This is a genomic window from Flavobacterium sp. ACN6 (genome assembly GCF_002304005.1).
Classification (GTDB): Bacteria; Bacteroidota; Bacteroidia; order Flavobacteriales; family Flavobacteriaceae; genus Flavobacterium.
This window is the reverse complement of sequence record NZ_MRCQ01000010.1, coordinates 1-24,828: the sequence shown is the minus strand read 5'-3', so window position 1 is coordinate 24,828 and position 24,828 is coordinate 1. Positions and strand designations below refer to the sequence as shown.

The window sequence follows — 24,828 nt, the reverse complement described above, 5'->3', positions numbered from 1 at the left end:
TTTCTCATCTTAATGATCCAAATTATAACTATCATAAGGATTTGCCCAGTCATAAGTTGAAAAAGGGGTGTTGTCTTCAGCTGTATTTAATCCGCTTTCTATAATTTCATAAGAGTCATCAGAAAAGTCATCACACTGATTTTTATAAGTAGTATCAGGGTTTTGTCCCGATGTAAATTCTGCATCCAGAGCTTCATTTTCATGAGCTGTATCAATATGATCCGGTTTACTGCATTTAAAATTTGCTGTTTCAGCAGTATATCTAATGTTATTATTTGTTTTCATAGCTGTTACTTTAAATGAATAAATTTCAACTTTTGGATATATACAAATTTGAAAATTAGATGATTAAAAAAATTATAGGATTTGGTTTTAATCTTACATTATTGTCTGCTCTTTATTTTATAAAATTGTATTTTAATTCTATAAAAAATACTTCCAGCCATTTTGCAACTTTGTATATCAATAATTTAAAAAATTATACATCATGGAAACTTCAAGAAAAGATTCGAAATCTGGAATGAAAGATTCTGGAAAAACTCAAAAATCAACTTCTGGTTCTAGAGGAAAAAGCTCAACTACAAAATCAACAGATTCAAAAGGTAAAGCTGGGCATTAATTTTTAGTTTATTGTAGAACTAAATAATAAAAGCATGCTGTCTAGTTGTAGACAGCACGCTTTTAAATTTTTATAAGAATAGAAGTTTATTTTAAAACTTCTTGAATTGTTTGAACAAAAGCATCGACTGGCTGTGCTCCGGAAACTGCATATTTACGGTCGAACACAAAAAACGGAACGCCTTGAACTCCAATTTCTCCTGCTTCTTTAATATCCGATTGTACTTCTTTTACAAATAAATCTTCGCTTTCTAGTAATTCTCTAATTTCGTTTTCTTCCAGACCTGCTTTTGTTCCTAATTTTATTAAAGTAAGACCATTATTTAAATCTTCACCGTCAGTAAAATAAGCTTTAAAGAAAATTTCTTCCATTTCATCGCCTAAATTTTTAGTTTTCGCCAGCTGAATGATTCTGTGCGCATTTAATGAATTGGATATAATAGCTTTATCAAAGTTATAATCTAAACCAACACTTTTAGCTCGTTCTGAGACGCCTTTGTGCATTTCTTTAGATTGCTCGATCGACATACCTTTTCTTTCTGCTAAAAACGTATAAACGTCTTTATCTGGTTCAGAAGTGATGGTTGGATCCAGCTGAAAGCTTTTCCATTCAATTTCAAAATCATTATTTGGAAAGGATTCTAAGGCACTTTCCAACTGTCTTTTTCCGATATAACAAAACGGACACATAATGTCCGACCAAATTTCTATTTTCATATTACAAAGTTAAAGAAAAAAAATGTTTCAGGTTTCAAGTTTTAGGTTTCAGTTTGAAATGGATTGCGTGTAATTTTTACCGCAAAGTGCGCTAAGATTTTACGCAAAGATCACAAAGTTTTCTTCTCTAAAGTAAAGAGTATAAGTACACAAAGCTTTGCGTTCTTTAGCATTCTAAAACAATCCGAAGCAAAATCTTAGCGCACTTTGCGGTAAAAATTATACGCACAGTATATCAACTTGAAACCTGAAACCTGAAACCTGAAACCTGAAACCTGAAACTCAAAATAACCTAAATAAAAAACCGCAACTCTTTATAGGAATTGCGGTTTCTAGGTATAAAAAATGGTTGGTTAATAGCGATATCTTTTTTTTTTTTACAATGATATATCTTTAATTTGAAACTAAAAAATATCCCTGTAACAGAAAGAAACTTTAATGTTAACTATTTAACATTACAGGCATTACAAGCATAGTAACTGTTTCTCCTTCTTCTAAACCGTCGACAGGAGTTAAAATTCCTGCTCTATTTGGTAATGACATTTCAAGCATAATCATGTCAGATTGCAAGTTAGTTAACATCTCTGTTAAGAAACGAGAGTTGAAACCAATTTGAAGATCATCTCCTTGATAATCACAAGTCAATCTTTCTTCTGCTTTGTTTGAGTAATCAATGTCTTCTGCAGAAACGTTTAATTCAGCTCCAGCAATTTTTAAACGAATCTGGTGCGTAGTTTTGTTAGAGAAAATCGCAACACGCTTAACTGAACTTAAAAATAAAGAACGGTCAATCATTAATTTGTTTGGATTTTCTTTTGGAATTACCGCTTCGTAGTTTGGATATTTTCCATCGATTAAACGGCACATTAAGATATAATTGTCAAATGAGAAAGTCGCATTTGAATCGTTGTATTCAATTTTTACTTCAGCATCAGAAGTACCTAAAATACTTTTCAAGATATTTAAAGGTTTCTTCGGCATAATAAAATCTGCTACTTGAGAAGCTTTTACATCTGTACGAGCGTATTTTACTAATTTGTGAGCATCTGTTGCTACGAAAATCAATCCTTCTGGTGAGAACTGGAAGAAAACTCCAGACATTACCGGACGTAAATCATCGTTTCCAGCAGCAAAAATAGTTTTGCTTACAGCAGTTGCTAAAACTTCAGCAGGAACAAGTGTTACAGATGGGTCTTCAAGACTTACCGCTTTTGGAAATTCTTCTCCTGCAGCATAAGCCAACGCATATTTACCAGAATTTGAACTGATTTCTACTGTATTGTTATCCTCAACAGTAAAAGTTAACGGCTGTTCTGGAAAAGTTTTTAAAATTTCAAGCAAAAGTTTAGCTGGTACAGCTACGCTTCCTTTACTTGTAGAATCGATTGATAATGTAGCTGACATTGTCGTTTCAAGATCTGAAGCCGAAACTGTCAAGGCATTATTGTCTAGTTCAAATAAAAAGTTATCTAAAATAGGAAGTGTATTGTTGCTGTTAATAACACTACCTAAAACTTGTAATTGTTTTAATAAGTACGAACTCGATACTATAAATTTCATCGTCTTTTGTTTTATTTTTTGCTCTTTTTCTCAGTTTTTCTTCAACTAAGTAAGGTTTTACAAATATATCGTAAACATTCTTAGTTTCGCAATTTTTTTATTAACATCTATTTACTGTACTTTCTTTTTCTAAGAAAGGTAAATACAAGTCCAAACACTAATAAAATTAGAATTGGAACTCCGATAGTTATGAATTGGGTATTACTATAGCTTTCGTAAACTTTTTCTTTATCTAATAAAGGCAGTTCTACATCTTTGCTTCTAATGTTAATAAGTCCAGTATCATCGAGAAGGTAATTGATACAATTCATGATGAAGTCTTTGTTGTCGTACAAATTTCCAGTTCTTTGATCGTAACCCAATTCAACTGGCATTCTATTTTTGTCTAGTTGATTTCTTGCCAAATCTCCATCTGCAATAACAATCATTTTATTTGGTTTTCCTTTTGCTGCAAAAGAATTGTCTTTAAAAGGTAAAACTCTGTTTTCAAAAGCAGAGTGGAATGATCCTTCTAATAAAACAGCTAGCGGCAGATTTCCTTTATTCACATACTCTTCTGGAGTCGATTTTTCGGTTACCATATTCAGACTGATTTCTGCGGGCGCTCCGATAGTTTTTGAGTACTGTGAAGATTGCAATAAAACCGTTTTTTTAATTCCGTTTTTCAAAGTATCGATTGGGCTTGTAAAATCAAATTTAATTCCTCCAAGATTTTTTACAATTGGATGTTCGCTTGTTGGGTAAACCTGCGGTGCAAATTTCCAAACGAAATCCTGATATTGTGTTGCGCTTCCTTGTTCGCCAGTCGCCAGCTTTATAGGAGTTCCTTGCTCGTCTTTTACCAAGTCCGGATTAATTCTGAATCCGTATTTGAAGAACATATCATTTAGATTTAAATCTCTTGGATAAGCTAAAGCCGCGCCTTGATCATTGTATAAACTGTCCATATCGGCAGCAACCTGATCAATTAACCAAAGCGTTTTTCCGCCATTCATAATAAACTGATCCAGAACTTCTTTTTCCTCGTCAGTAAATTTTTCAGTTGGTTTTGAAATAATAGCTAAATCATACTTTTTAAGTGCATTTAAAGTTCCATTTGGATCTGTTGCAACAGAATCTAACGTAAAAGGCCCAATGTAGTAGCTTTCTTTAATCTGCACCAGCATTTTGGCAATATGAATTTCTTTCAATTCGCCATTACCTCTTATAATAGCAACTTTTTTCTGCTTGTCTTTGGTAATTTTATTTATGGCATCAGCAATTGAATATTCTAAATGCTGAATAGATCCGATTACTTTTTGCGTAGTCGAAGCTCCCATTATATTTTTCAATAATGGAATATTTACTTCTTTATTGTTGTAAACTGCAACTGCCCAAGGAAAGACCATCGCTTGAGATTGTTTTCCTTTGTCGTCAACTGTAATGTTTACAGGAGTTAATCCTTTTTTGAAAAGTGATTTTGTCAGTTCGTCGCTTTCGTCTTCATTTTCTAAAGGATCAACAAATTCAAAAACTATATTTTTATTATACGCCTGAAATTCTTCTAATAACTGTTTCGTTTCTTGTTGTAATCTTTTAAAATCTGCTGGAAGATCTCCTGCCATGTAAATTTTTACAGAAAGCGGATTTTGAACTTGTTTTATAATTCCTAATGAAGTTGGCGATAAAGTATAGCGTTTGTCTTTTGTTAAATCAAAACGTTGAAAAAATAAGGTTCCAAGTACATTTAAAACAACTAAAATAAAAATAGTGATGCCTAATGTTTTTAGATTTTGCTTTGTAGATGCTTTCATTACGCTTTAAAAGATTTTAGTTGATAAACAGTAAAAGATAGAAAAGCGATTGTAATGCTTAGAAAGTAAATAACATCGCGTGTGTCAATTACACCACGGCTCATACTTTTAAAGTGATTCTGCATTCCTAAAACAGCTACAAAATTATTCGAACCCTGAATTAAAGAAGCTAAGCCTTCAAAACCAAAATAAAAGAAAAAACATAAGAAAACAGCAATAATAAAAGCTACGATCTGATTTTCTGAAAGGGTAGAAGTGAAGATGCCAATTGCTGAATAAGAAGCAATTAAAAACAATAATCCGAAGTAAGAACCAATTGTGCTTCCCATATCAATATTACCTTCGGGCGCACCCAAATCTGAAATTACTTTTACGTAAATCAATGTTGGAATAATAGCTAAAATGATTAATAAAAAAGAACCGAAAAATTTTCCGTTTACGATTTCCCAAATCGATAAAGGCTTGGTTAATAGTAATTCTAAAGTTCCTTGTTTTTTTTCGTCAGAGAAACTTCTCATCGTTACTGCTGGAATTAAGAAAATTAAAATCCAAGGCGCCAAAGTAAAAAATGGAGTCAAATCGGCATAACCAGAATTTAGAATATTGTAATCTCCTTCAAAAACCCATAAAAAGAGTCCGTTGCTGATTAAGAAAATCGCAATGACTAAATAGCCAATAGGAGAGCCAAAAAAGGATTTTATTTCTCTTAAAATGATTGATTTCATGTATAAGGTTTATTCGTTTATTTGTGTAATCGTTGAATTGTTTAAATTGGTAAATTGTTTCATATTTTTCATTTTGATATAAAATTATCTACCATGTGTAATTTTAATTATTTGCGAATTTCTGGCATCAATAATTATTAGAAAAGTTCCTCCATAAGAATCTATTTCTAAAGTTCCAGATATAACCCAGTAATTATCCAATAGATATATTTCATATGGTTTTTGAGTTTCTATATTCTTTCTTTCATAGATACTAAAGAGAATGGGTTCTACAATTTGCAAAGCTATGGTACTATCTTTTATAAGTATGTCAATTTCATTAACAAAATTGTGTTGTACTTCATTTGATAAAGCAATATCTAATTGTTCCCGTGCATACTCTTTTCCGAAAATTAAACGCTTCATATTATCTTTCTCCTTTGGGATTGGTAATGCTTTTTGTTTTTTCAAATATCATAATCTCAAAGCTTTGCGAACTGTACGATTTATAAAATCCTTCTAATGATCCTTTATGTTTAAAATAACCAAAATTTTTCAAGTCAAGCATATAACGTGAAACTTGAAACTTGAAACTAATTCAAGCTAACCAATTTATCAACGCTCCACGCTTCTGGTTTTGCATTAAATAATTTCTTTGTAAAATTCCAAACCGTATTAAATAATTCAGAATTTCTGTAATTTTCTAAATCTTCTTCGGTTTCCCAATAACTGTAAGTGAAAAAGATGCATTTGTCATTTTTATCCTGATACAATTCTAAAAAACGATTTCCGTCTGCATTTCGTATTTTCTCTTTCACAGATTCAAAATTCTCCAGAAAATCAGGGATTTTTTCTTCATGAAAACTCATTTTTACTATTCTGACAAACATATTGTAATTTTAGATTGCTGATTTTAGATTTTAGATTATATGAAAATCTAATTCTTACAGGTGCGCAAAAATACCAAAATTGATTGTTGTTTTAAGAAAAAAATGAAATATTATAAATGTCTATTTTTTTTCGAATCAGATAAAAAATATTGTCTCAAATATAGCCCCAGTATTTCAAATATAGCCCGCGGTTTCAACCGCGGGAAACGTGTTGTGTGCCATGCGTTGCGTTCCAATAATTTCAACCGTGGGAAACGTGTTGTGTGCTATGCGTTGCGTTCCAACAATTTCAACCGTGGGAAACGTGTTGTAATGCATAGCATGATATACATTGCGTTCCAACAATTTCACCGCGGGAAACGTGTTATAATACATAACGTGATATACGTTGTGTTCCAACGGTTGAAACCGTTGGCTATGTTTAAAAAAATCTAAAATCTAAAATCAACAATCTAAAATCTTTACAAGAACTGAATCGTAATCACATCACGATAATTCAATCCCAATAAACTATTAGCAGAACCAACTTTAGAAGGATTGCTCCTAAAAATAGCGATTTCTAGAAAACCAGCTTCATTAAAAATGGCTAGTTTTTCCCCTTCATACGTTTTAATCGGGTATTTGTCTGAAGTTGCAATAGCCGAATAATTAGGCAGAATCGTTTTGATACTTTTAGGTTTCATCACAATCTCATACGGACGTCCGCGCGAAACTTCTAAGAATTGTTTTTTAGAAATATTAGTCACAACATTTCCAAAATGATCAATGTAAATAACATATCCTTTTATCGAATTTCCGTCATCAGGTACAATAGCCTGTAATTCCGTAGCTTCTTTTATAGCAGTAATTTCCTTGCCAATTACATTCAATAGACCGCCTTTTGCCAAATGAGAAGCAACTTGGATAAATATGTCCAAATCTGTTGACTCAATTGGGAAACGATCGTGAATATTTATAGCGACAATTTTCTGTGGAACAATTTTCTGCGTAAGCATACTTAGTATTCCGTTATCGGCACAAATAAAATAGTGATCATTCCACTGCATTGCAATATGCTGATTCTCTTTATTACGCTCGATATCAACACCAATAAGGTGAACTGTTCCTTTTGGAAAGCTAAAATAAGAGGCGCCAATAATATAACTAGCCTCCGCAGTATTAAAGGGATCAATGTCGTGAGAAATGTCAATTATTTGAACCTCTGAATTTTCAGAAAGTATTTTACCCTTCAGCGACCCCACAAAGTGATCTTTTAAGCCGTAGTCTGTAGTAAGGGTAATTATTGACATCATTTTGTTTATAACTATTGATAGTATTTAAATCTAATTTTCATTAAATTTGAGAAATGCAAAGCTAATAATAGTAAATACAAATTGAAAGAAAGAAAAGACAAATTGTGTTTTTAAAAATTAAGTTGCTGATATAGAAGTCTCAGTTCTCAGTTTCTGTTCCAGTTTTCTTCTTTATAAAGAAAATTAAATTTATTATAAAGAATATTCTGAAAACTGCCACCGAAAACTGTGACTAATAAAAAAGACCCGACAACCACTAAATAAAAAAAGGAATTATCTAATTTAAAACTACTTCATTTGAACGAAAGAATAATCGAGCTAGTAGATATTGCTCCAAAAGAATTTTGGGGCGCTCAGGACAGCCATTTAGAAATCATTAAAAAGTATTACCCGAAGCTTAAAATCGTAGCGCGAGGGACAACTTTAAAAGCATTTGGCGAAAAAGATGTTTTAGATGAATTCGAAAAAAGATTTCAAAGATTAATGCTTCATTTTACCCGTTACAATAATATTGATGATAATGTAATTGAACGTGTAATTATGAGTGATGGTCAGGAAGATAAAAGATCTTATGATCATGATAAAATCTTAGTTCATGGTGTTGGCGGTAAAATTATCAAAGCGATGACGCCCAATCAGCAATTGCTGGTTGATACCATTAAGAAAAATGATATGGTCTTTGCAATTGGTCCTGCTGGAACCGGAAAAACGTACACCGGTGTCGCTATGGCGGTTAAAATGTTAAAAGATAAAGAAGTTAAAAGGATTATTTTGACACGTCCTGCAGTTGAAGCTGGAGAAAATCTCGGATTTCTGCCTGGGGATATGAAAGAAAAACTAGATCCTTACATGCAGCCGCTCTACGATGCGCTGCGTGATATGCTTCCGAACGAAAAACTCGAAGATTACATTTTAAAAGGAATTATTCAAATTGCACCGCTTGCTTTTATGCGTGGGCGAACGCTTGATAATGCCTTTGTAATCCTAGATGAAGCACAGAACACTACGCACTCACAAATGAAAATGTTTTTAACTCGTATGGGAAAAAACGCCAAATTTATGATTACGGGTGATCCTGGACAGGTCGATTTACCACGAAGAACTATTTCTGGTCTTAAAGAAGCAATTTTGGTTCTAAAAGACATTGACGGAATCGGAATTATTTATCTGGATGATAAAGATATCGTGCGTCATAGATTGGTTAAAAAGGTAATTGACGCTTATAAGCAAATTGAGAATCACGACTAATTTTAATTTTAATAAAATGTTAGATGTAAATCGTGAATTGTGTTTTAACATTTATTGATATTCGTTTTGTATGTTTTCTTTTGAAAATTACAAAACGAATATTTTTTTGAATTAGAAATTAATTAAATGAGATTTAAATGAAAATTAGAATATCGATTTTGATATTATTTATTGGTTTGTTTTCATGTCAAAAAAAAGAAATCCCCAAAAATAAGTTTGTTGGCACTTGGTACGATACGGAGTATATAGTGCCAGGAAAGTCAAGTATTAAAATAAATGCTGACAGTACTTTTGATTATAGAGGTGCAGGCTGTGATTGGACAGTGTTTTCGAAAGGAAAGTGGAAAATTATAGGTGATTCTATCGAATTGAGCAGCACAAAAATAGATACTTGTTATGTGATTTCTCCTTTTGTGGATTGTACTTTCTTTGACAGAAAAGGTAAAGCCCCTTTGCCATTATTAACAATGCAAAATTGTGAACCAGATCAAGGAAAAAGTTTTTGTCTTTTTACAAAAGAAATTTTTTATATCAAAAATGACTCATTGTTTTACAAAATAAAACCTGAATCAAAATGCTCTGACACTTTGAAAATTATGTTTGCCAAAACTAAAAAAATCAGAAGATGAAAGAACTAGATGATTTCTACCAAAACCAAGAAGAACCTATAAAATGAACATTTCTTGCCATGAGAGATATTATCTTAAAACAAGACACAGACATTACAAATGTTTTAAAATACGGAATGCCATTTTTTTGTTATAAAGGAAAAATGTTTTGTTATTTATGGATTCATAAAAACTCAAACAGCCCTATATCGGAATTGTGGAAGGAAAACATTTTGATGAACGTTTTTTGCTTCAGGAAAATCGTTCACGAATGAAAATTATGTTGTTTGATGTTAATGAAGATTTACCGTTAGAACAAATAGAAACAGTAATTCAAAAGGCTATAAATTTATACAAATCTGGAATTATTAAGGTTTAATTGTTTAAAATCCAGTATTTGATCAAATAGTTAAATAAATAATAAACTTATCCCATTTTTAGCCTTCAAAGCTTGGAATCTTTGTCTAAATGAGCTCAAAACCTTAAATTTGCCTATCATCGATATTTGATATTAATTATGACAAAACTTAAAAATATAAAAGTTGTAGTAAGTGACCTTGACGGAACTTTACTCAACCCTCAACACCGAATTTCAGATTATACTAAATCCATTTTTCAAGAACTTCACAATCAAGGTTATTTAATTGTTGTGGCTACAGGACGTCATCATCTTGATGCAATGGCAATTATTGAAACACTTGAAATTCCCGTTTATTTGGTAAGTTCAAACGGAGCAAGAATTCATTCACCAAATAAAGAACAGCTTTTTGCTTTTAACTTAGACAGCGATATAGTTAAAGCAGCTCTAAATGTTGAAATTGATCCTGCCATTACAGTGGTTTTATTTAAAGAGAATGTTTGGCAGACCAATAAATGGAATGAAAGATTGAACTCTTTTCAAGCAGAATTAAAATACCGTCCAGAATTGGTAGACTATAAAAACTTAGAAGATTTTGGTGCGATTAAAATTTTCTTTTCATGTGATGATCACGAGAAACTAGTAAAATTAAAAGATGATGTTTTAGCTAATTCTTCAGAACATTTGCATCATGCTTTTAGTCTGCCGACTTGTTTAGAATTTATGGACAAATCTATAGATAAAGCAGTTGCAATCGAACAGGTGCTCGAAAAAGAAGGTTATACTTTAGAACAAGCCGTTTCTTTTGGAGACGGATTTAATGATGTTCAAATGTTAGCTGCATCTGGAAAAGGCTTAATTATGGGGAATGCTCCAGCGGTTTTAAAAGAAACTTTACCAGATTTGGAAGTTATTAAAACCAATGCCGAAGATGGCGTAGCAAGATATATTGCTTCAAAAATATTAGACAAAGAACTAGTCTAGAATTTTTTGTCCCGAATTACACAAATTTTCACAAATTTTTTAGCTGCTAAATCAGTTGATTACTTTAACAAATTATTCGTGGAAATTTGTGTAATTCGAGGCAAACTAAACACAATTAATCACATTTCTTATTTATCTTTTTTTTGATGATGAAACTCTGTGAAATAATTTTAAATTTGCATTCATAAAAAACAACACAACGAGATAATGAGCAATACAATCACAACTACAAATTTTAATTTCCCGAATCAGAAATCAGTTTACCGCGGAAAAGTTAGAGAAGTTTACAATATTAACGACGAACTTTTGGTAATGGTAGCAACCGATAGACTTTCGGCTTTTGATGTAGTTTTGCCAAAAGGAATTCCATACAAAGGACAAATCCTAAATCAGATTGCAACTAAATTCATGGAATTAACGCAGGATATTGTTCCAAACTGGTTAATTGCTACTCCAGATCCAAACGTTGCTGTTGGACATTTATGTGATCCTTTTAAAGTAGAAATGGTAATTCGTGGTTATTTGTCAGGACACGCAGCTCGTGAATATGCAGCAGGAAGAAAACAAATCTGCGGCGTTGCTATGGCAGAAGGCTTAAAAGAAAATGATAAATTTCCTGAGCCAATTATTACACCAACTACAAAGGCAGATAATGGTTCTCATGATGAAGATATTTCTCGTGAAGATATTTTAGCTAAAGGAATTGTTTCTGAAGAAGATTATTTAGTTTTAGAAAAATATACCCGTGCTTTATTTCATAGAGGAACTGAAATTGCTGCTTCTCGCGGTTTAATTTTAGTAGATACAAAATACGAATTCGGAAAAACAAAAGACGGCGTTATTGTTTTAATTGACGAAATTCATACACCAGATTCTTCTCGTTATTTCTATGCTGACGGATATGCTGAAAGACAAGAAAAAGGAGAGGAGCAAAAACAATTATCTAAAGAATTTGTGCGCCGCTGGTTGATCGAAAATGGTTTTCAAGGACAGGAAGGACAGCAGATTCCAGATATGTCTGATGAATATATTGAATCTGTTTCTGAAAGATATATCGAATTGTACGAGAATATATTAGGAGAAAAATTTGTAAAAGCAGACATTGACAATATTGACCAACGTATTGATAAAAACGTATTAGAATACCTATCTTCTAAATAGTAATTTCGGGTTTAAACTAATTATTTAAACCATGAATTTTATAACCAAAAAAAATGCCCTGCTTTTTGTATGTCTTACAGCAGGGCATTTTCTTTTTGCGCAGCTAGATAAAAATGCGACAAAAGAAACAAAGAATCTTTACAAGAATTTAAAAACGATTTCAGAAAATCATATTCTTTTTGGACACCAGCACGCTTTAGAATATGGACACGGGTGGAGTAATGAATCTAATAGATCAGATGTAAAATCCGTAACAGGTTCACATCCCGGTATTGTTGGAATTGATTTTAGTGATTTTTCTGGAGGTTCAAAAGAACAAGCAGAAAAAGCAAAAGAAACTTTAAGGAAAATTGTAATTGATACATACGCGAGAGGAGGAATTACAACAGTTTCATGGCATTTTAATAATCTTGCTTCTGAAGGCGGATTTTACTGGAAAGACGATATTTCTAAAGCATCAATGGCTCTAATAAAACCAGGAGGATCTCATCATGAGCAATACAAAGAGATTTTAAAAACAATAGCCGATTTTGCAAATTCTGTAAAAGCAAAAGACGGCAAACTTTCTCCAATGATTTTTAGACCTTTTCACGAGTTTGACGGTGACTGGTTTTGGTGGGGAAAAACACAGACAGCCCGTGAAGATTTTATTGCAGTCTGGCAGTTTACCGTTTCGTATTTAAAAGATACTTTGGGAGTCCATAATTTTATTTACGCCTTTTCTCCAGATAATCGATTTAATTCTGAAGAAGAATATTTAGAACGCTATCCAGGCGATAATTATGTTGATTTATTAGGAATGGACGATTACGGCGATTTTGGACGTGACGGGAAATATGATTTAGATGCAGGTTTTAAAAAGCTTAAAATATTTTCTGATTTAGCCGTTAAAAAGAAAAAATTAGCCGCTTTTACGGAGACTGGTTTAGAATCTATTCCTAACGAAAAATGGTGGACTGAAGTTTTACTCAAAACAGTAAAGACTAAAGATTTAAAATTATGCTATGTTTTGGTTTGGCGAAATGATATGACGAGTCCAACGCATTTTTATGCTCCATTTCCCGGACAAATAACTGCGCCAGATTTTATAGCGTTTTATAATGATCCATTTACTTTGTTTGAAGATGATTTGAAAAATATTTACAGCAAAAGATTCAAGCTTTAATTTTTACTTAAAATAGGAAAGCGCAGTTCGGTAAAATCTGAATTGCGCTTTTTTTTGAAAAAAAATGATTTTTAATGCAACCTAATTGTTCTTTAAGTCGTCTAAAGATTAAATCATCATCAATCAAAAAATCATCATCATGAAAAAAGTAGTAATTATTGCAGGGGCAGTCTTTGTTTTTGCAAATCCATCATTCGCATTCAATCCAGAATTAAGTACTAAAAATGAAGTTGAATTTTCTACCAATCCAAACGCTGCATTGCATCTTGCTATAAGTAAAGGAGATATTGGAACCGTTAAGAAACTTATTGAATACGGTTTTGATGTCAATAAAGTTTTAAAAGATATGACACCATTAATGGTAGCAGCAAGGTATAATGAATTTGAAATCATTAAAATCTTATTGACACATGGCGCAAAACCTTTGGAGAAAAATGAAAACGATTTTACAGCTTTGCGTTATGCACAATATTACAAAGCAACAGAATCTATAGCTATTTTAAAAGATTTGAAATAATCTATGTACTATTAATTTTAAGGTAAAGCTGAAGTAAAATAACCTGTTTTTCAGCTGATAGTAAAAAAAAATGCTATGTAAATTATTTTTTTTTCAGATTTATTGTAACATTTTGTGTTTTCTGTAGTCTATTATATAGAAATCAAGAATTTGGTAATGTTCTAGTCTCTAAATTATGGTTTTATTAAGTAAATGTTAAGAATTGGTTAAAACATAGTACTTTGTAATGCATAATACAATTAAATAATTACCTTTGAATAGAAATTAAAATCATCATCAATCAATTTAACAAACAATCAATCATTATGAAAAAATCAGTTATTTATTTAGGATTAGCTTTAGTAACATTAGGAAATGTAGCTATGGCTTCAAATGGAGTTTCATCTGTAAAAAATCAAGTTGAATTAGGAAGCTACGCTGCAAACCCATTGAATGTTGCAATCAGCAAAGGTGACATTGACACAGTTAAGAAATTTATCGAATATGGTGCAGATGTAAACGAAATGTCAGATGACGATCTTACACCATTAATGATTGCTGCACGTTACAATAAACATGAAATCATAAAACTTTTATTGTCTAGTGGTGCACGTCCAACTGAAAAAAATGAAAAAGGATATACTGCATTAAAATATGCACAATTATCAAATGCTTCAGAATCAATTGCATTACTGAAAGATTTGAAATAAAATTTTAAAAAGTTTTGAGTTAGTATTAAAAGACCTTTCTGAGCAAAAGGTCTTTTTTTTGTTTTCAACTTTTTCAAAACAAAAAAAATATAGCGGAGAACGCGCAGTTTTTCTAATATTTGAGTTTATTAAAAAACAAAAAGTTCACAAAGCATTTAGGATTTAAATTTTGTAAACAAGTATTCAAATCTTCGTAAACTCTGCGAAAAAACGTTGTGTTCTCTGCGTTAAAAATTTTTAGTCGTATAATGTTTTTCCACAACATTTTGAGTTGAAACCAAAAAAGCATCATTACAAGAATGATGCTTTCTCCTTTTAAATCCAACAAATTGATTTAAACTAAAAAACTATTAAAACTATTATTCAATTGGTACATGTTTTTTTCTGTTGAAAATCCAGAATAAAATAGGGAATACCAATAAAGTAAGGACAGTTGCTGTCATAAGACCGCCAATAATTACAATGGCAAGCGGTTTTTGTGATTCAGAACCAATTCCTGTAGAAATTGCGGCTGGTAACAATCCGATTGAGGCCATTAACGCAGTCATAACTACGGCTCTTGTTCTGGCTTTTACTCCCATGAAAATGGATTCTTCGAGTGTAAATTTGGCTTTTAAATTATGATGGAATTCTGATATCAGAATAACTCCATTTTGAATACAAATTCCTAAAAGGGCAATAAAACCAACTCCTGCAGAGATTCCGAAATTCATTCCTGTAATATGCAGGGCAATAATTCCACCAATAATTGCAAATGGAACATTGGCCAATACAAGCAAAGAATCTTTAAAGTTTCCGAACAAAATAAACAGCAATACAAAAATTCCAATTAAACTGATAGGCACCACTTGCGCCAGACGCGCACTCGCACGAACCTGATTTTCAAATTCTCCAGTCCATCCAGTTGTGTAACCTTTCGGAAGTTTTAATTTGTTTACTTTCGCTTGCGCTTCGGCAATTGTACTTCCCAAATCTCGATCACGAACAGAGAATTTAACTCCAATAAAACGTTTTGTATTATCTCTGTAAATAAATGCTGGTCCAGTGATAGTTTTGATATCGCATATTTCTTTCAGAGGAATTTTAATACCGCTGATTGTTGGAACTTTAATTTCTTCCAAATCTTTTTCATCTTTTCTGTATTCTTGTGAAAAACGAACACGCACATCAAATTTCTTTTCATCTTCGTATTTTTCAGTCGCAGTTTTTCCTCCAAAAGCAAGTTCTAAAACGGCTTGAGCATCGCTTAATGTCACGCCGTAAGCTGCCATCTTTTCACGATCTAAGATTACACTGATTTCCGGCTGCCCGACGTTTCTTAAAATTCCCGCATCTTTTATACCTGGAATATCTTTAATTTCTGCCAGTACTTCATTGGCAAGCTGGTCTAATTTATTTAAATCGTCTCCATAAATTTTTACTGCATTCGAAGCTTTAAATCCCGCAACAGATTCAGCAACGTTATCAATTACGGGTTGCGAATAATTATACGTAATTCCTTGGTGTACTTTCAATTTATTATCCATTTCATTGATCAGCTCATCCATAGAAATTTTTCGTGTCCATTCGCCTTTCGGTTTTAAATCAACTTGAAGCTGAATAAATCCAAAACCATTAGGATCTGTTCCGTCATTGCTTCGTCCTGTTTGCGACAGCACTTTTTTAACTTCTGGAAAACTTTCTAAGTCTTTTCTAATCATTGCCGCCGTTTTAACACTTTCAGGCAGTGATGTGCTCATCGGTAATTCTGCTGTAACCCATAAGGCACCTTCATTTAATTGTGGTAAAAACTCTGTTCCTAAGAAACCTGCAGAAAAGAAAACGCCAGCCATTAATCCGATAGAAGCAATTAAAGTTTGTACTTTGTGCTTAAACGTCCATGCAAAACCTTTGGTCACGATTCGATCCCAGAAATTTACAAAAGGATTATTTTTCTCTCTTACATTTTTATTTAATAAAATATGCGATAGAACAGGAACTAACGTCAACGTAAAAATAAGTGCTCCCAGTAATGCAAAACCTAAGGTGAAGGCTAGGGGAGAGAACATTTTTCCTTCTACTTTCTGGAAAGAGAAAATAGGAAGTAAGGCTGTAATAATAATCAATTTAGAAAAGAAAATAGCTTTACCCATTTCTGTTCCTGTTTTTTTGATTAGGCTTCCTTTTGCTATTTTATTAAATTTCTCCATTCCTAATTGATGCGCTCGATGATCCAAGACCACAAATAATCCTTCGACCATAACCACCGCACCATCAATAATAATTCCGAAATCGACTGCACCTAAACTCAATAAGTTGGCGCTCATTCCCATCATTTTAAGACATAAAAATGCAAATAATAAGGAAAGCGGAATTACAATAGAAACTGTAAAAGTAGTTCGCCAGTCGGCCATAAAAAGGAACACCACACAAGTAACCAAAATAATTCCTTCGAATAAATTGTGCATTACCGTTTCGGTCGTGAAGTTCATTAAATTATCACGATCATAAAAAGTCTCAATTTTAATGTCTTTAGGAAGAACATTTTCATTCAAGTCTTTTATTTTATCTTTTATTAAGGCAAGAGTTTCCTGCGGATTTTCGCCTTTTCGCATTACTACGATTCCTTCTACAGCATCATCATTATTTCCAATACCAGTTTGTCCAACTCTCGGCATCGAACTTTCGTATACTTCCGCTAAGTTTTTAACTAAAATTGGATTTCCAGCGGCATCATCAACGATAATATTTCCAATATCTTCTTTAGATTGTAATAAACCGACACCACGAACCACAAATGCTTGTCCATTTTTTTCGATCACATCACCACCAACATTTATATTTCCTGAATTTACAGCGTTGTAAACTTGTAAGGGAGTGATATTATATTTAGCAAGTTTGATTGGATCAACACCAATTTCATAAGTTTTAGTCTGGCCTCCAAAAACATTTAAATCTGCCACACCAGGAAGAGAACGAAGTTGTTTGTCGATTACCCAGTTTTGGTAAGTTAACAATTCCCTGCTGTCTCTGCTGTCACTTTTTACAATGTATCTAAAAATTTCACCTGTTGGTCCGTAAGGAGGCTGCACATCTGGTTCGACATCATCTGGAAGCGAAACATTTTTAAGTAAATTGTTGACCTGAAAACGTGCAAATGTATCGTCGACACCATCATCAAAAATAATTTTGATAACAGATAATCCGAACATTGTAATGCTTCGAACACTCGTTTTCTTCTGAACAGAGTTCATCGAGATTTCGATAGGAGAAGTAACAAAACGTTCTACTTCTTCAGCACTTTTACCATTCCATTGCGTAATGATAATAATTTGCGTATTGGTAACATCTGGAAAAGCATCAATAGGCATATTTTTAAACGAAATAAACCCAGCAACAGCCAATAACCCGACCCAAAAGAAGGTAAATGCTTTATTCTTTAGAGAAAAAGCAATAATATTTTTAATGAATTTGTTCATGTCTTAATTATTTAAAGCACCATAAATAAACAGCTGGTTGTTGGTGATTACTTTTTCGTTTTCTTTTAAACCACTTGAGATATAAGTAGTATCTCCCACAACTCTATATACTTCTACTTGTCTTGTCTCTATATTATTTCGATCTTTAAATACAACTACAAAGTTTTTACTTTTATCAAACACAATGGCTTTACTAGGCACAGCAATTAAAGATTGGTTTTCGTTGAAATACAATTTTATATTAGCATTCATATCAGGCTTAAGCATATAATCAGAGTTGTTCAATTTAATTCTGGCTTGCATTGCTTTCGTTTCAGGGTCAATTACATTGTAAATTTTGTCTACTTTACCATGAAATGTTTTATCCGGATAACTTAAAGTTGTCACCGCCGCACTTGTTCCCAGTTTTACTTTATTAATATCAATTTCATTGATATTTGCCATTGCCCAAACTTCGCTGATTTCTGCTATATCAAAAATATTTTCGGAACGATCATTACGTAAAAGCATGTCTTGATTAATACTTTTTTGAATAATAAAACCGCTGATTGGAGCAGTTACTTCATAGATTGATCCTGCTTTAATATTATATATTTTATACGTTTCCTGAACTTTACTCAATTGAGATTGTGCTTTGTTAACTTCAGATTTTGCCTGCAGAACATCACTTTCCGAATTCAATTTACCATCAAATAATTCCTGAGCAACTTTTAAATTATTTTTAGCAACAAGTAAATCACTTTTAGCATCTATAGATTGTTTTTCAAAATCGGCAACATCGGTACTTTTTATAGTTGCCAAAACTTGTCCTTTTTTAACATAGTCACCAAGCTCAACGTTAACTTTCATTACGTTTCCGCCAACTAAAGGATAAACGTCTATCATTTTATTATTATCAGCCGTAATTTTTCCGTAAAAACTAAGTTCATTTTTTACTGGCTGTGTTTCGGCTGTTGCAGTTGTAGTCGTTTTTAGCATCGCATCGCTTAAAACAAATGAAGTATTTGTTTCTGGATTTTCAACTTCTTTTTTGCAGCTTGTAAGAGATAAACTTGCAACTGCAATTCCTATGAATAATATATGTTTCATTTCTTTAGTTTTTTAAAATAAATCTTTGTTGATGGTACTATTTAATTCTTCTCCTGCGATCACTACTTTTTTCTTTAATTCATTTAATTGAATTATGGCTTGATTGTAACTTTCCATAAAATCTGTAAATTCTAAAAGACTTACATTTCGTTTTTGAAAGTTGGTTAGCATACCGTTGTAAACTGCTTCAAAATCCGCATTTACAGTAGGTTTGATGACAATGTAGGTTTGTCTTGATTCATCCCATTTAGTCCATGCAGAAGTAATTTCGGTTTGCAGCTGCAGTTCAAAATTTTGTTTTTCAATTTTAGATTGTTCTAAGATGGTTTGGGCATATTTTATATTACCCTTGTTTTTATTCCAAAGAGGCAGAGGAATTCCAACGCTAACATTAGCTTCTCTATTAAATGCACCGCTTCGCTGATCATAATTAGCTCCTAAAGTAATATCTGGAACAGACAGCGATTTTTGCCATTTAACATTAAGTTCGTTCGCATCGATTTCTTTTTGTTTAGCTAAATAATCTGGTCGATTAGCAATTGCTTGATGTTCGAAGCTTTTAAGATCAAAATCAATTATTTTTAAATATTTATTCGAATCGTCTTTACTTACTACAGGAACTACATTTTGAGTTTCATTTAATAGTAATTTTAAGTTTGCCTGTTCTTCTATATTATCACTGACCACTTCCATTCTTTCATTCTTAAAATTAAGATACAGGGATTGCAAACGAACAACATCTTTTAAAGGAATATTGCCTTTTTGAGCTTGAACGGAATACGAATTAATTAGATTTTCTATGTTTACTATTTGCTTGTCAGTATTTTCAAGATTTTTAGTATTGTAATACACGGTGAAAAAACTCTTGCGCAGCTGCAGTTTTAGGGTGCGCAATAAGTCATTAAACTGAAATTCAGCTAATTTCTCATTGGCTTGAGCCAGTTTTACTTCGTTACGTTTTTTACCGCCAAGATAAATGAGCTGTTCAATAGCAAATACTTTCTGACCCTCTTTACCAATATCAAAGTATTTGTCTCGTTCTGGATTATACGCATTCAATTCTGCCGAAATTGTTGGATTATCCCAAATGCGAGCCTGAATCGTAAGTGCTTTCGAAGCATCAATATTGTATTGAGATGCCAGTAAAAAAAGATTCTTTTTTAAGAATTGGCTTTCACATTCTTCAAGAGTGACTGTTTTTTGAGCCATAACTACTTGATGGAGTAATGCAAATACTAAGAAGGTAAATAGTTTTTTCATTGTACAAATTTATTTTGTACAAAGATGCTATCGAGAGACTTTAAGACACCTTAAAATCAACCTTAAAAATAGCTTAAAAATGAATTTATTTGCGAAAAACGATACAAAATAAATTAATGTTTTCGCTTGGAATACTGTAAGTTATGTATGAATTGTGAAGTGTGAGAATGCGGTTGACAATTCGAAGCCCCAATCCAAAGCCTGTAGTTCCTTTGGCATTTTCGCCACGCATAAAAGGCTGAAAAAGATTCTTCTGCTCAAATTCAGTTAATGTACGTCCTGAATTGGAAATCGATATCAATAACAGATTATTTTCGGTACTGATTTTAACTTTAGCTTGTTTATTATCCGAATAAACATAGGCATTTTTTAAAACATTGGAAATAGCAATTTCTAGAAGATTTTTGTTTCCATCAATTTCTAAAGCCGTATCAAGATCGTCGCTTTCTTCCATTTCAAAAAGAATAACGAAATCTGGAAAAGTTTTATTTATTTTTTCAATAGACGAAAATAGAATTTCATCTAATCGCTGTATTTCATGATTTTCAGATTTTCGATTATCAATTTTGGAAAGAATTAATAACGAATTGATTAATTCGCCTAAATGATTAACATCTGTCAGTATAGCATTTAAGAAAGACTTACTTTTAGGCTTAATATCGGGATCAGCTACAGCATTTTCGATCTGCGATGTCATTCGCGAAAGCGGTGTTCTCAGTTCGTGAGAAGCATTTGCGGTAAATTCTTTCTGTCTTTGATAAGAGATTTCAATTCGATCCATCATAAAATTAAATTCATCTGCAATAAGATCAATTTCATCTTTACTGCTTTTAGATTCAATTCTGGTATCGAGGTTATTTTCGTTTATATTTTTTATTTTTTGATGAAAAGCATTCAGCGGACTCATAGCTTTTCGAACCATAAAAGAAGTTAATAACCAGCATATTGTGGTAAAAAAGATATAAGAAATAACTAGAGTACATCTTAAGAATAGTAATTTTCTGTTTCCGTAATCATCAGTTGCAGAAATTAAGGCATAGAAATCTTTATCATTAGTATCATAAAAAACACCGTATACCTCATAATCACCTTGCTGTTTAAAAAAGGTTTTGTTCTTTTTTAAATACTTCAAATCGTCTACAGACCAATTAATTTTAGCGTCGTCAATACTGCTGTAGATCAATTTATAATTAGAATCAAAAACTAATGTTTTTTCATCGTATAATTTATTAATAGAGTTTTGATCTATTATTTTTAAAAGCTGATTGTCTATTTGTTTGACATTAACTAATAACTTTATATTAGACAATGCTTTAACTTCTAATCGATCACGAAATTCTTCTTTTCTATAATTAGAATATAAAATAAATATCACCGTAGATGCCAGTCCAAAAAGGATGGTAAACAGTAAACTGACTAAAAGTGATATTCGATTTTTTAATGTCATTCCTGATCGCTTAGATAATATCCGTAACCAACTTTGGTACGAATAAGTTTTACTTCATGGTCTTTGTCTATTTTTTTTCTCAAAAAGTTAATATAAACCTCAATAGTATTCTGATTTGTTTCAATATGATAATCCCAAAGTTTCTCGGCAATAAATTGTTTAGACAAAACTTTTCCTTTCGCATGCGCCAGAATAAGGATTAATTTAAACTCTTTTGGAGTAAGTTTAATTTCTTCTCCAGATCTGAAAACTTTCATATCATCTTCAAAAATTTCGAGATCCTTTATAAGGATTTTATTTTCTACTTGCTGCGGAACTTCTTTTCGTCTTAAAAGTGACTGTACTCTGGCATACAATTCGTCAAAATGAAATGGTTTAACCAAATAATCATCTGCGCCATTATCGAACGAAGACAATTTATCTTCAATTTCGCTAAAAGCCGTCAGCATAATAATAGGAGTCTTTTTGTCAATTTCCCGAATCCCTTTGCAAACATCGATTCCGTTTGTTCCAGGAACATTAATGTCAAGAATAATCAAATCATATTCGTACGGAAAGTATTTTTTTAGCAGTAAAGAACCATCATAATAAGCAAAACACTCGAAATCCTTTGAAGTAAAGAATGCTGAGATTTCTTTTGATAAAGTAAAGTCGTCTTCGAGTAGTAATATTTTCATGTGAATTTATTATTTGTACATCCAGTCAAAAAATTAAACCGGATTTACATTAAAAATACATTTTATTTAAAATAAGAAAAAGTCTCGTTGTTCTCAATTTTCAAAAGAGACTCATAGATTAACTGAATGACATTTTCAACATCATCTCTATGAACCATTTCTACGGTCGTATGCATATAACGCAAAGGAAGTGAAATTAATGCAGACGGAACACCGCCGTTACTGTAAGCAAAAGCATCTGTATCTGTTCCTGTAGATCTAGATGTAGCATGACGCTGAAACGGAATTTTATTCTCTTCAGCAGTATCAACAATCAAATCACGTAGATTATTTTGTACAGCTGGAGAGTAGGCGATAACTGGACCTTTACCCATTTTTAAATTACCTTCCACTTTTTTGTCGATCATTGGGGTAGTAGTATCGTGGCAGACATCGGTCACAATAGCAACGTTTGGTTTTATTCTGTGTGCAATCATTTCTGCACCGCGCAGACCAATTTCCTCCTGAACAGAATTTACAATATAAAGACCAAAAGGAAGTGTTTTTTTGTTTTCGTGCAATAAGCGAGCAACTTCGGCAATCATAAAACCGCCCATTCGGTTATCGATAGCACGGCAGACAAATTTATTCTCGTTCAAAATCATAAATTCGTCAGGATAAGTAATCACACATCCAACATGAACGCCTAAAGCTTCAACCTGTTCTTTATTCTCACAACCTAAATCAATAAAAATATTACTGGTCTTAGGTACTTCTTCTTTGTCACGTAACCTCGTATGAATTGCCGGCCATCCAAAAACACCATTTACTATACCTTTTTTAGTGTGAATATGTACACGTTTAGAAGGGGCAATTTGATGATCCGAACCACCGTTTCTAACCACATAAAGCAATCCGTCCTCCGTAATGTAGTTTACATACCAAGAAATTTCATCAGCATGACCTTCAATAACAACCTTATAAGGAGCATCTGGATTTATTACTCCAACAGCCGTTCCGTAAGTATCAGTAATAAAAGTATCAACATAAGGTTTTAAATAATTCATCCAAAGTTTCTGGCCTTCACTTTCGTAACCAGTAGGAGAAGCATTATTTAGGTAGCTTTCTAAGAATGCTATTGAGGTATCTTTTAAGATAGAATTTGTGCTCATAAAAATATTTTTCCGCTAAAATATAAATTTGGTATTAGAGTTGTGTATAAATATATAATTTTACATTTAAATTATGATTCGATGAGATTTACCAGTTTTATTTTGTTTTTACTATTTGTTTCCTTTTCATGTCACGCCCAAGTTACTCCAAAAGAGAACGGGCAGATGGGATATATACTAACAGAGCAAGATTCTATTTTAAATGATACTATCCAATTACCTGAGATAATTATTTCAAAAGGGGAGAAGATGAATCCAGAAGAATTGAAGCAATTTCAAATTCTTCAAAACAGAGTATATAAAGTTTATCCTTATGCTAAATTAGCTTCGGACAGATTAACAGCGCTAAATAGCGGCATGGCTCGTTTGAAAACCAATCGCGAAAAGAAAAAGTACTTTAAAATCGTAGAAGATTATCTAAATAATGAATTCGAAGAAAGACTTAAAAAGCTTTCAAGAAAACAAGGTCAGATTCTAGTGAAACTAATTCATCGTCAAACCGGAATTACAACATACGAACTAATCAAAACCTTAAAAAGTGGATTCAAAGCCTTTGTGTCAAATACAACCGCAAACCTTTTTGATATCAGTCTAAAAACAGAATACAAACCTTACGAAGTAAACGAGGACTATTTAATAGAAACAATCTTAGTCCGAGCTTTTGAGTCAGGCAGGTTAGTAAATCAAAAACCAGCCAATCCCGTAAACTATGATGAACTATCCGCTAAATGGCAGGAAAGAGCAAAAGAGTTAAATAAGAAATAACTACTCATACTTATATATGTAACCCGACAGGTTTTGAAAACCTGTCGGGTTTATTTTTTATACATATATATATGTATAAAATCACACTATAATATATATGTATAAAATTAATTAAAATCCAATTTTCCGTAGAGACGCACCGCAGTACGTCTTATGCGTACTGCAGACATGACTGTAATTATGATTTATCAATCAAAACCAAATCATAATTACAGTCATGTCAGATTGAGCGAAGCCGAAGCCCATTTAATGACAAAGGAAGTTTTAGAATTCAAATACCGTTTGTCAGGCTGAGCGAAGTCGAAGCCCGCGTACAATATCTCAAAATCCAAGAAAATTGGAATTTGAGTTTTAAAAAATTGGAATTTATTTTTAATTCGGGGCTAGGGCAGCTGTTTTCAAAAGAAGGAAGGAGTAAAAAGAGGAGATAAATAGCAAAAAAGTGCCTTCAAGAATATAAAATTGACAAAACAGGCATTGCAAAAAGTATTAAAAATATAATAAAGGCACTGTGATAAAGAAAAAACCTACATTATAAAGAAAAAAATAATTTTGTAAATAAGCAGTTATCAGAGTGTTAAGAAAAAAGCGTTTAAAACATGGAAAAAATATAAAAAAAAGGCTTGTAAATGTAAATAAAGGTGGTACTTTTGCACCCGCAACAACGACAAACGTTC

The 24,828-nt window shown here is 32.3% G+C and carries 26 protein-coding genes; 11 read left to right on the top strand and 15 right to left on the bottom strand.

The window, feature by feature from the left end; all coding sequences use genetic code 11:
* Positions 1 to 9 precede the first annotated feature (9 nt).
* The gene (locus BSF42_RS15620) at positions 10 to 285 is read right to left on the bottom strand and encodes a hypothetical protein (RefSeq protein WP_095954023.1); all 276 of its coding nucleotides are present in this window, start codon (positions 283 to 285) and stop codon (positions 10 to 12) included.
* 202 nt (positions 286 to 487) lie between these two features.
* Here BSF42_RS15620 and BSF42_RS22770 point away from each other — a divergent pair, with 202 nt between their 5' ends.
* Entirely contained in the window at positions 488 to 619 is a 132-nt protein-coding gene (locus BSF42_RS22770) for a hypothetical protein (protein WP_256385383.1), read from the top strand.
* An 86-nt stretch (positions 620 to 705) separates the two neighbouring features.
* Here the strand turns inward: BSF42_RS22770 and BSF42_RS15615 are convergent, their stop codons facing one another.
* The 7 genes from BSF42_RS15615 to BSF42_RS15585 form a co-directional block, all read right to left on the bottom strand.
* A complete protein-coding gene (locus tag BSF42_RS15615) occupies positions 706 to 1,335 on the bottom strand; it encodes a DsbA family protein (protein WP_095954022.1) in 630 nt (209 codons plus the stop codon).
* Positions 1,336 to 1,776: 441 nt separating this feature from the next.
* On the bottom strand, positions 1,777 to 2,895 hold the full coding sequence (gene dnaN, locus BSF42_RS15610) for a DNA polymerase III subunit beta (RefSeq protein WP_095954021.1): 1,119 nt from the start codon (positions 2,893 to 2,895) through the stop codon (positions 1,777 to 1,779).
* A 107-nt stretch (positions 2,896 to 3,002) separates the two neighbouring features.
* On the bottom strand, positions 3,003 to 4,688 hold the full coding sequence (gene gldG / locus BSF42_RS15605) for a gliding motility-associated ABC transporter substrate-binding protein GldG (protein WP_095954020.1): 1,686 nt from the start codon (positions 4,686 to 4,688) through the stop codon (positions 3,003 to 3,005).
* Positions 4,688 to 5,413: a gliding motility-associated ABC transporter permease subunit GldF gene (gene gldF / locus BSF42_RS15600; protein ID WP_095954019.1), complete on the bottom strand. Its 726-nt coding sequence runs from the start codon at positions 5,411 to 5,413 to the stop codon at positions 4,688 to 4,690. The genes gldG and gldF overlap by 1 nt, the downstream gene beginning before the upstream one ends.
* 84 nt (positions 5,414 to 5,497) lie before the next feature.
* On the bottom strand, positions 5,498 to 5,863 hold the full coding sequence (locus BSF42_RS15595) for an NTF2 fold immunity protein (protein ID WP_141248467.1): 366 nt from the start codon (positions 5,861 to 5,863) through the stop codon (positions 5,498 to 5,500).
* Between the two features lie 122 nt (positions 5,864 to 5,985).
* On the bottom strand, positions 5,986 to 6,282 hold the full coding sequence (locus BSF42_RS15590) for a putative quinol monooxygenase (RefSeq protein WP_095954017.1): 297 nt from the start codon (positions 6,280 to 6,282) through the stop codon (positions 5,986 to 5,988).
* A 461-nt stretch (positions 6,283 to 6,743) separates the two neighbouring features.
* Positions 6,744 to 7,571, bottom strand: coding sequence for an S-adenosyl-l-methionine hydroxide adenosyltransferase family protein (locus BSF42_RS15585; protein ID WP_095954016.1), 828 nt, complete (start codon positions 7,569 to 7,571; stop codon positions 6,744 to 6,746).
* A 300-nt stretch (positions 7,572 to 7,871) separates the two neighbouring features.
* Between BSF42_RS15585 and BSF42_RS15580 the strand changes: the two genes are divergently transcribed.
* From BSF42_RS15580 to BSF42_RS15545, 8 genes are all read left to right on the top strand, one after another.
* Positions 7,872 to 8,822: a PhoH family protein gene (locus BSF42_RS15580; RefSeq protein WP_095954015.1), complete on the top strand. Its 951-nt coding sequence runs from the start codon at positions 7,872 to 7,874 to the stop codon at positions 8,820 to 8,822.
* A 137-nt stretch (positions 8,823 to 8,959) separates the two neighbouring features.
* On the top strand, positions 8,960 to 9,451 hold the full coding sequence (locus tag BSF42_RS15575) for a hypothetical protein (RefSeq protein ID WP_095954014.1): 492 nt from the start codon (positions 8,960 to 8,962) through the stop codon (positions 9,449 to 9,451).
* 59 nt (positions 9,452 to 9,510) lie between these two features.
* Positions 9,511 to 9,705 (top strand): DUF1801 domain-containing protein, encoded by a 195-nt coding sequence (locus tag BSF42_RS22810; RefSeq protein WP_305775238.1) that lies wholly within the window; start codon positions 9,511 to 9,513, stop codon positions 9,703 to 9,705.
* A 242-nt stretch (positions 9,706 to 9,947) separates the two neighbouring features.
* A complete protein-coding gene (locus BSF42_RS15565; RefSeq protein ID WP_095954013.1) occupies positions 9,948 to 10,772 on the top strand; it encodes a Cof-type HAD-IIB family hydrolase in 825 nt (274 codons plus the stop codon).
* A gap of 207 nt (positions 10,773 to 10,979) precedes the next feature.
* On the top strand, positions 10,980 to 11,933 hold the full coding sequence (locus tag BSF42_RS15560) for a phosphoribosylaminoimidazolesuccinocarboxamide synthase (RefSeq protein WP_095954012.1): 954 nt from the start codon (positions 10,980 to 10,982) through the stop codon (positions 11,931 to 11,933).
* A 31-nt stretch (positions 11,934 to 11,964) separates the two neighbouring features.
* Complete coding sequence (locus tag BSF42_RS15555) at positions 11,965 to 13,098, top strand: glycoside hydrolase family 26 protein (protein WP_095954011.1); 1,134 nt, start codon at positions 11,965 to 11,967, stop codon at positions 13,096 to 13,098.
* A 139-nt stretch (positions 13,099 to 13,237) separates the two neighbouring features.
* Positions 13,238 to 13,615: an ankyrin repeat domain-containing protein gene (locus BSF42_RS15550; protein ID WP_095954010.1), complete on the top strand. Its 378-nt coding sequence runs from the start codon at positions 13,238 to 13,240 to the stop codon at positions 13,613 to 13,615.
* Between the two features lie 305 nt (positions 13,616 to 13,920).
* The gene (locus BSF42_RS15545; protein ID WP_095954009.1) at positions 13,921 to 14,304 is read left to right on the top strand and encodes an ankyrin repeat domain-containing protein; all 384 of its coding nucleotides are present in this window, start codon (positions 13,921 to 13,923) and stop codon (positions 14,302 to 14,304) included.
* 359 nt (positions 14,305 to 14,663) lie between these two features.
* On the opposite strand, the gene BSF42_RS15540 is transcribed toward BSF42_RS15545, so the two are convergent.
* The 6 genes from BSF42_RS15540 to BSF42_RS15515 all read right to left on the bottom strand — a co-directional run bounded on the left by BSF42_RS15540 (position 14,664) and on the right by BSF42_RS15515 (position 23,386).
* Positions 14,664 to 17,762 (bottom strand): efflux RND transporter permease subunit, encoded by a 3,099-nt coding sequence (locus tag BSF42_RS15540; RefSeq protein WP_095954008.1) that lies wholly within the window; start codon positions 17,760 to 17,762, stop codon positions 14,664 to 14,666.
* 3 nt (positions 17,763 to 17,765) lie between these two features.
* Positions 17,766 to 18,851, bottom strand: coding sequence for an efflux RND transporter periplasmic adaptor subunit (locus BSF42_RS15535; RefSeq protein WP_095954007.1), 1,086 nt, complete (start codon positions 18,849 to 18,851; stop codon positions 17,766 to 17,768).
* 12 nt (positions 18,852 to 18,863) lie between these two features.
* Positions 18,864 to 20,111, bottom strand: coding sequence for a TolC family protein (locus BSF42_RS15530; protein WP_095954006.1), 1,248 nt, complete (start codon positions 20,109 to 20,111; stop codon positions 18,864 to 18,866).
* Between the two features lie 85 nt (positions 20,112 to 20,196).
* Complete coding sequence (locus BSF42_RS15525; protein ID WP_095954005.1) at positions 20,197 to 21,558, bottom strand: HAMP domain-containing sensor histidine kinase; 1,362 nt, start codon at positions 21,556 to 21,558, stop codon at positions 20,197 to 20,199.
* Positions 21,555 to 22,235, bottom strand: a complete 681-nt coding sequence (locus BSF42_RS15520; RefSeq protein ID WP_095954004.1) for a response regulator transcription factor — start codon at positions 22,233 to 22,235, stop codon at positions 21,555 to 21,557. The genes BSF42_RS15525 and BSF42_RS15520 overlap by 4 nt, the downstream gene beginning before the upstream one ends.
* 62 nt (positions 22,236 to 22,297) lie before the next feature.
* Positions 22,298 to 23,386 (bottom strand): M42 family metallopeptidase, encoded by a 1,089-nt coding sequence (locus BSF42_RS15515; protein WP_095954003.1) that lies wholly within the window; start codon positions 23,384 to 23,386, stop codon positions 22,298 to 22,300.
* 81 nt (positions 23,387 to 23,467) lie between these two features.
* On the opposite strand from BSF42_RS15515, the gene BSF42_RS15510 reads away from it, so the two are divergent.
* On the top strand, positions 23,468 to 24,151 hold the full coding sequence (locus BSF42_RS15510) for a DUF4294 domain-containing protein (protein WP_095954002.1): 684 nt from the start codon (positions 23,468 to 23,470) through the stop codon (positions 24,149 to 24,151).
* Positions 24,152 to 24,304: 153 nt separating this feature from the next.
* Positions 24,305 to 24,445: a hypothetical protein gene (locus BSF42_RS22485; RefSeq protein ID WP_172426704.1), complete on the top strand. Its 141-nt coding sequence runs from the start codon at positions 24,305 to 24,307 to the stop codon at positions 24,443 to 24,445.
* Between the two features lie 195 nt (positions 24,446 to 24,640).
* Here BSF42_RS22485 and BSF42_RS22640 read toward each other — a convergent pair.
* On the bottom strand, positions 24,641 to 24,828 hold a 188-nt coding region (locus tag BSF42_RS22640; RefSeq protein WP_216360284.1), incomplete at its 5' end, for a hypothetical protein.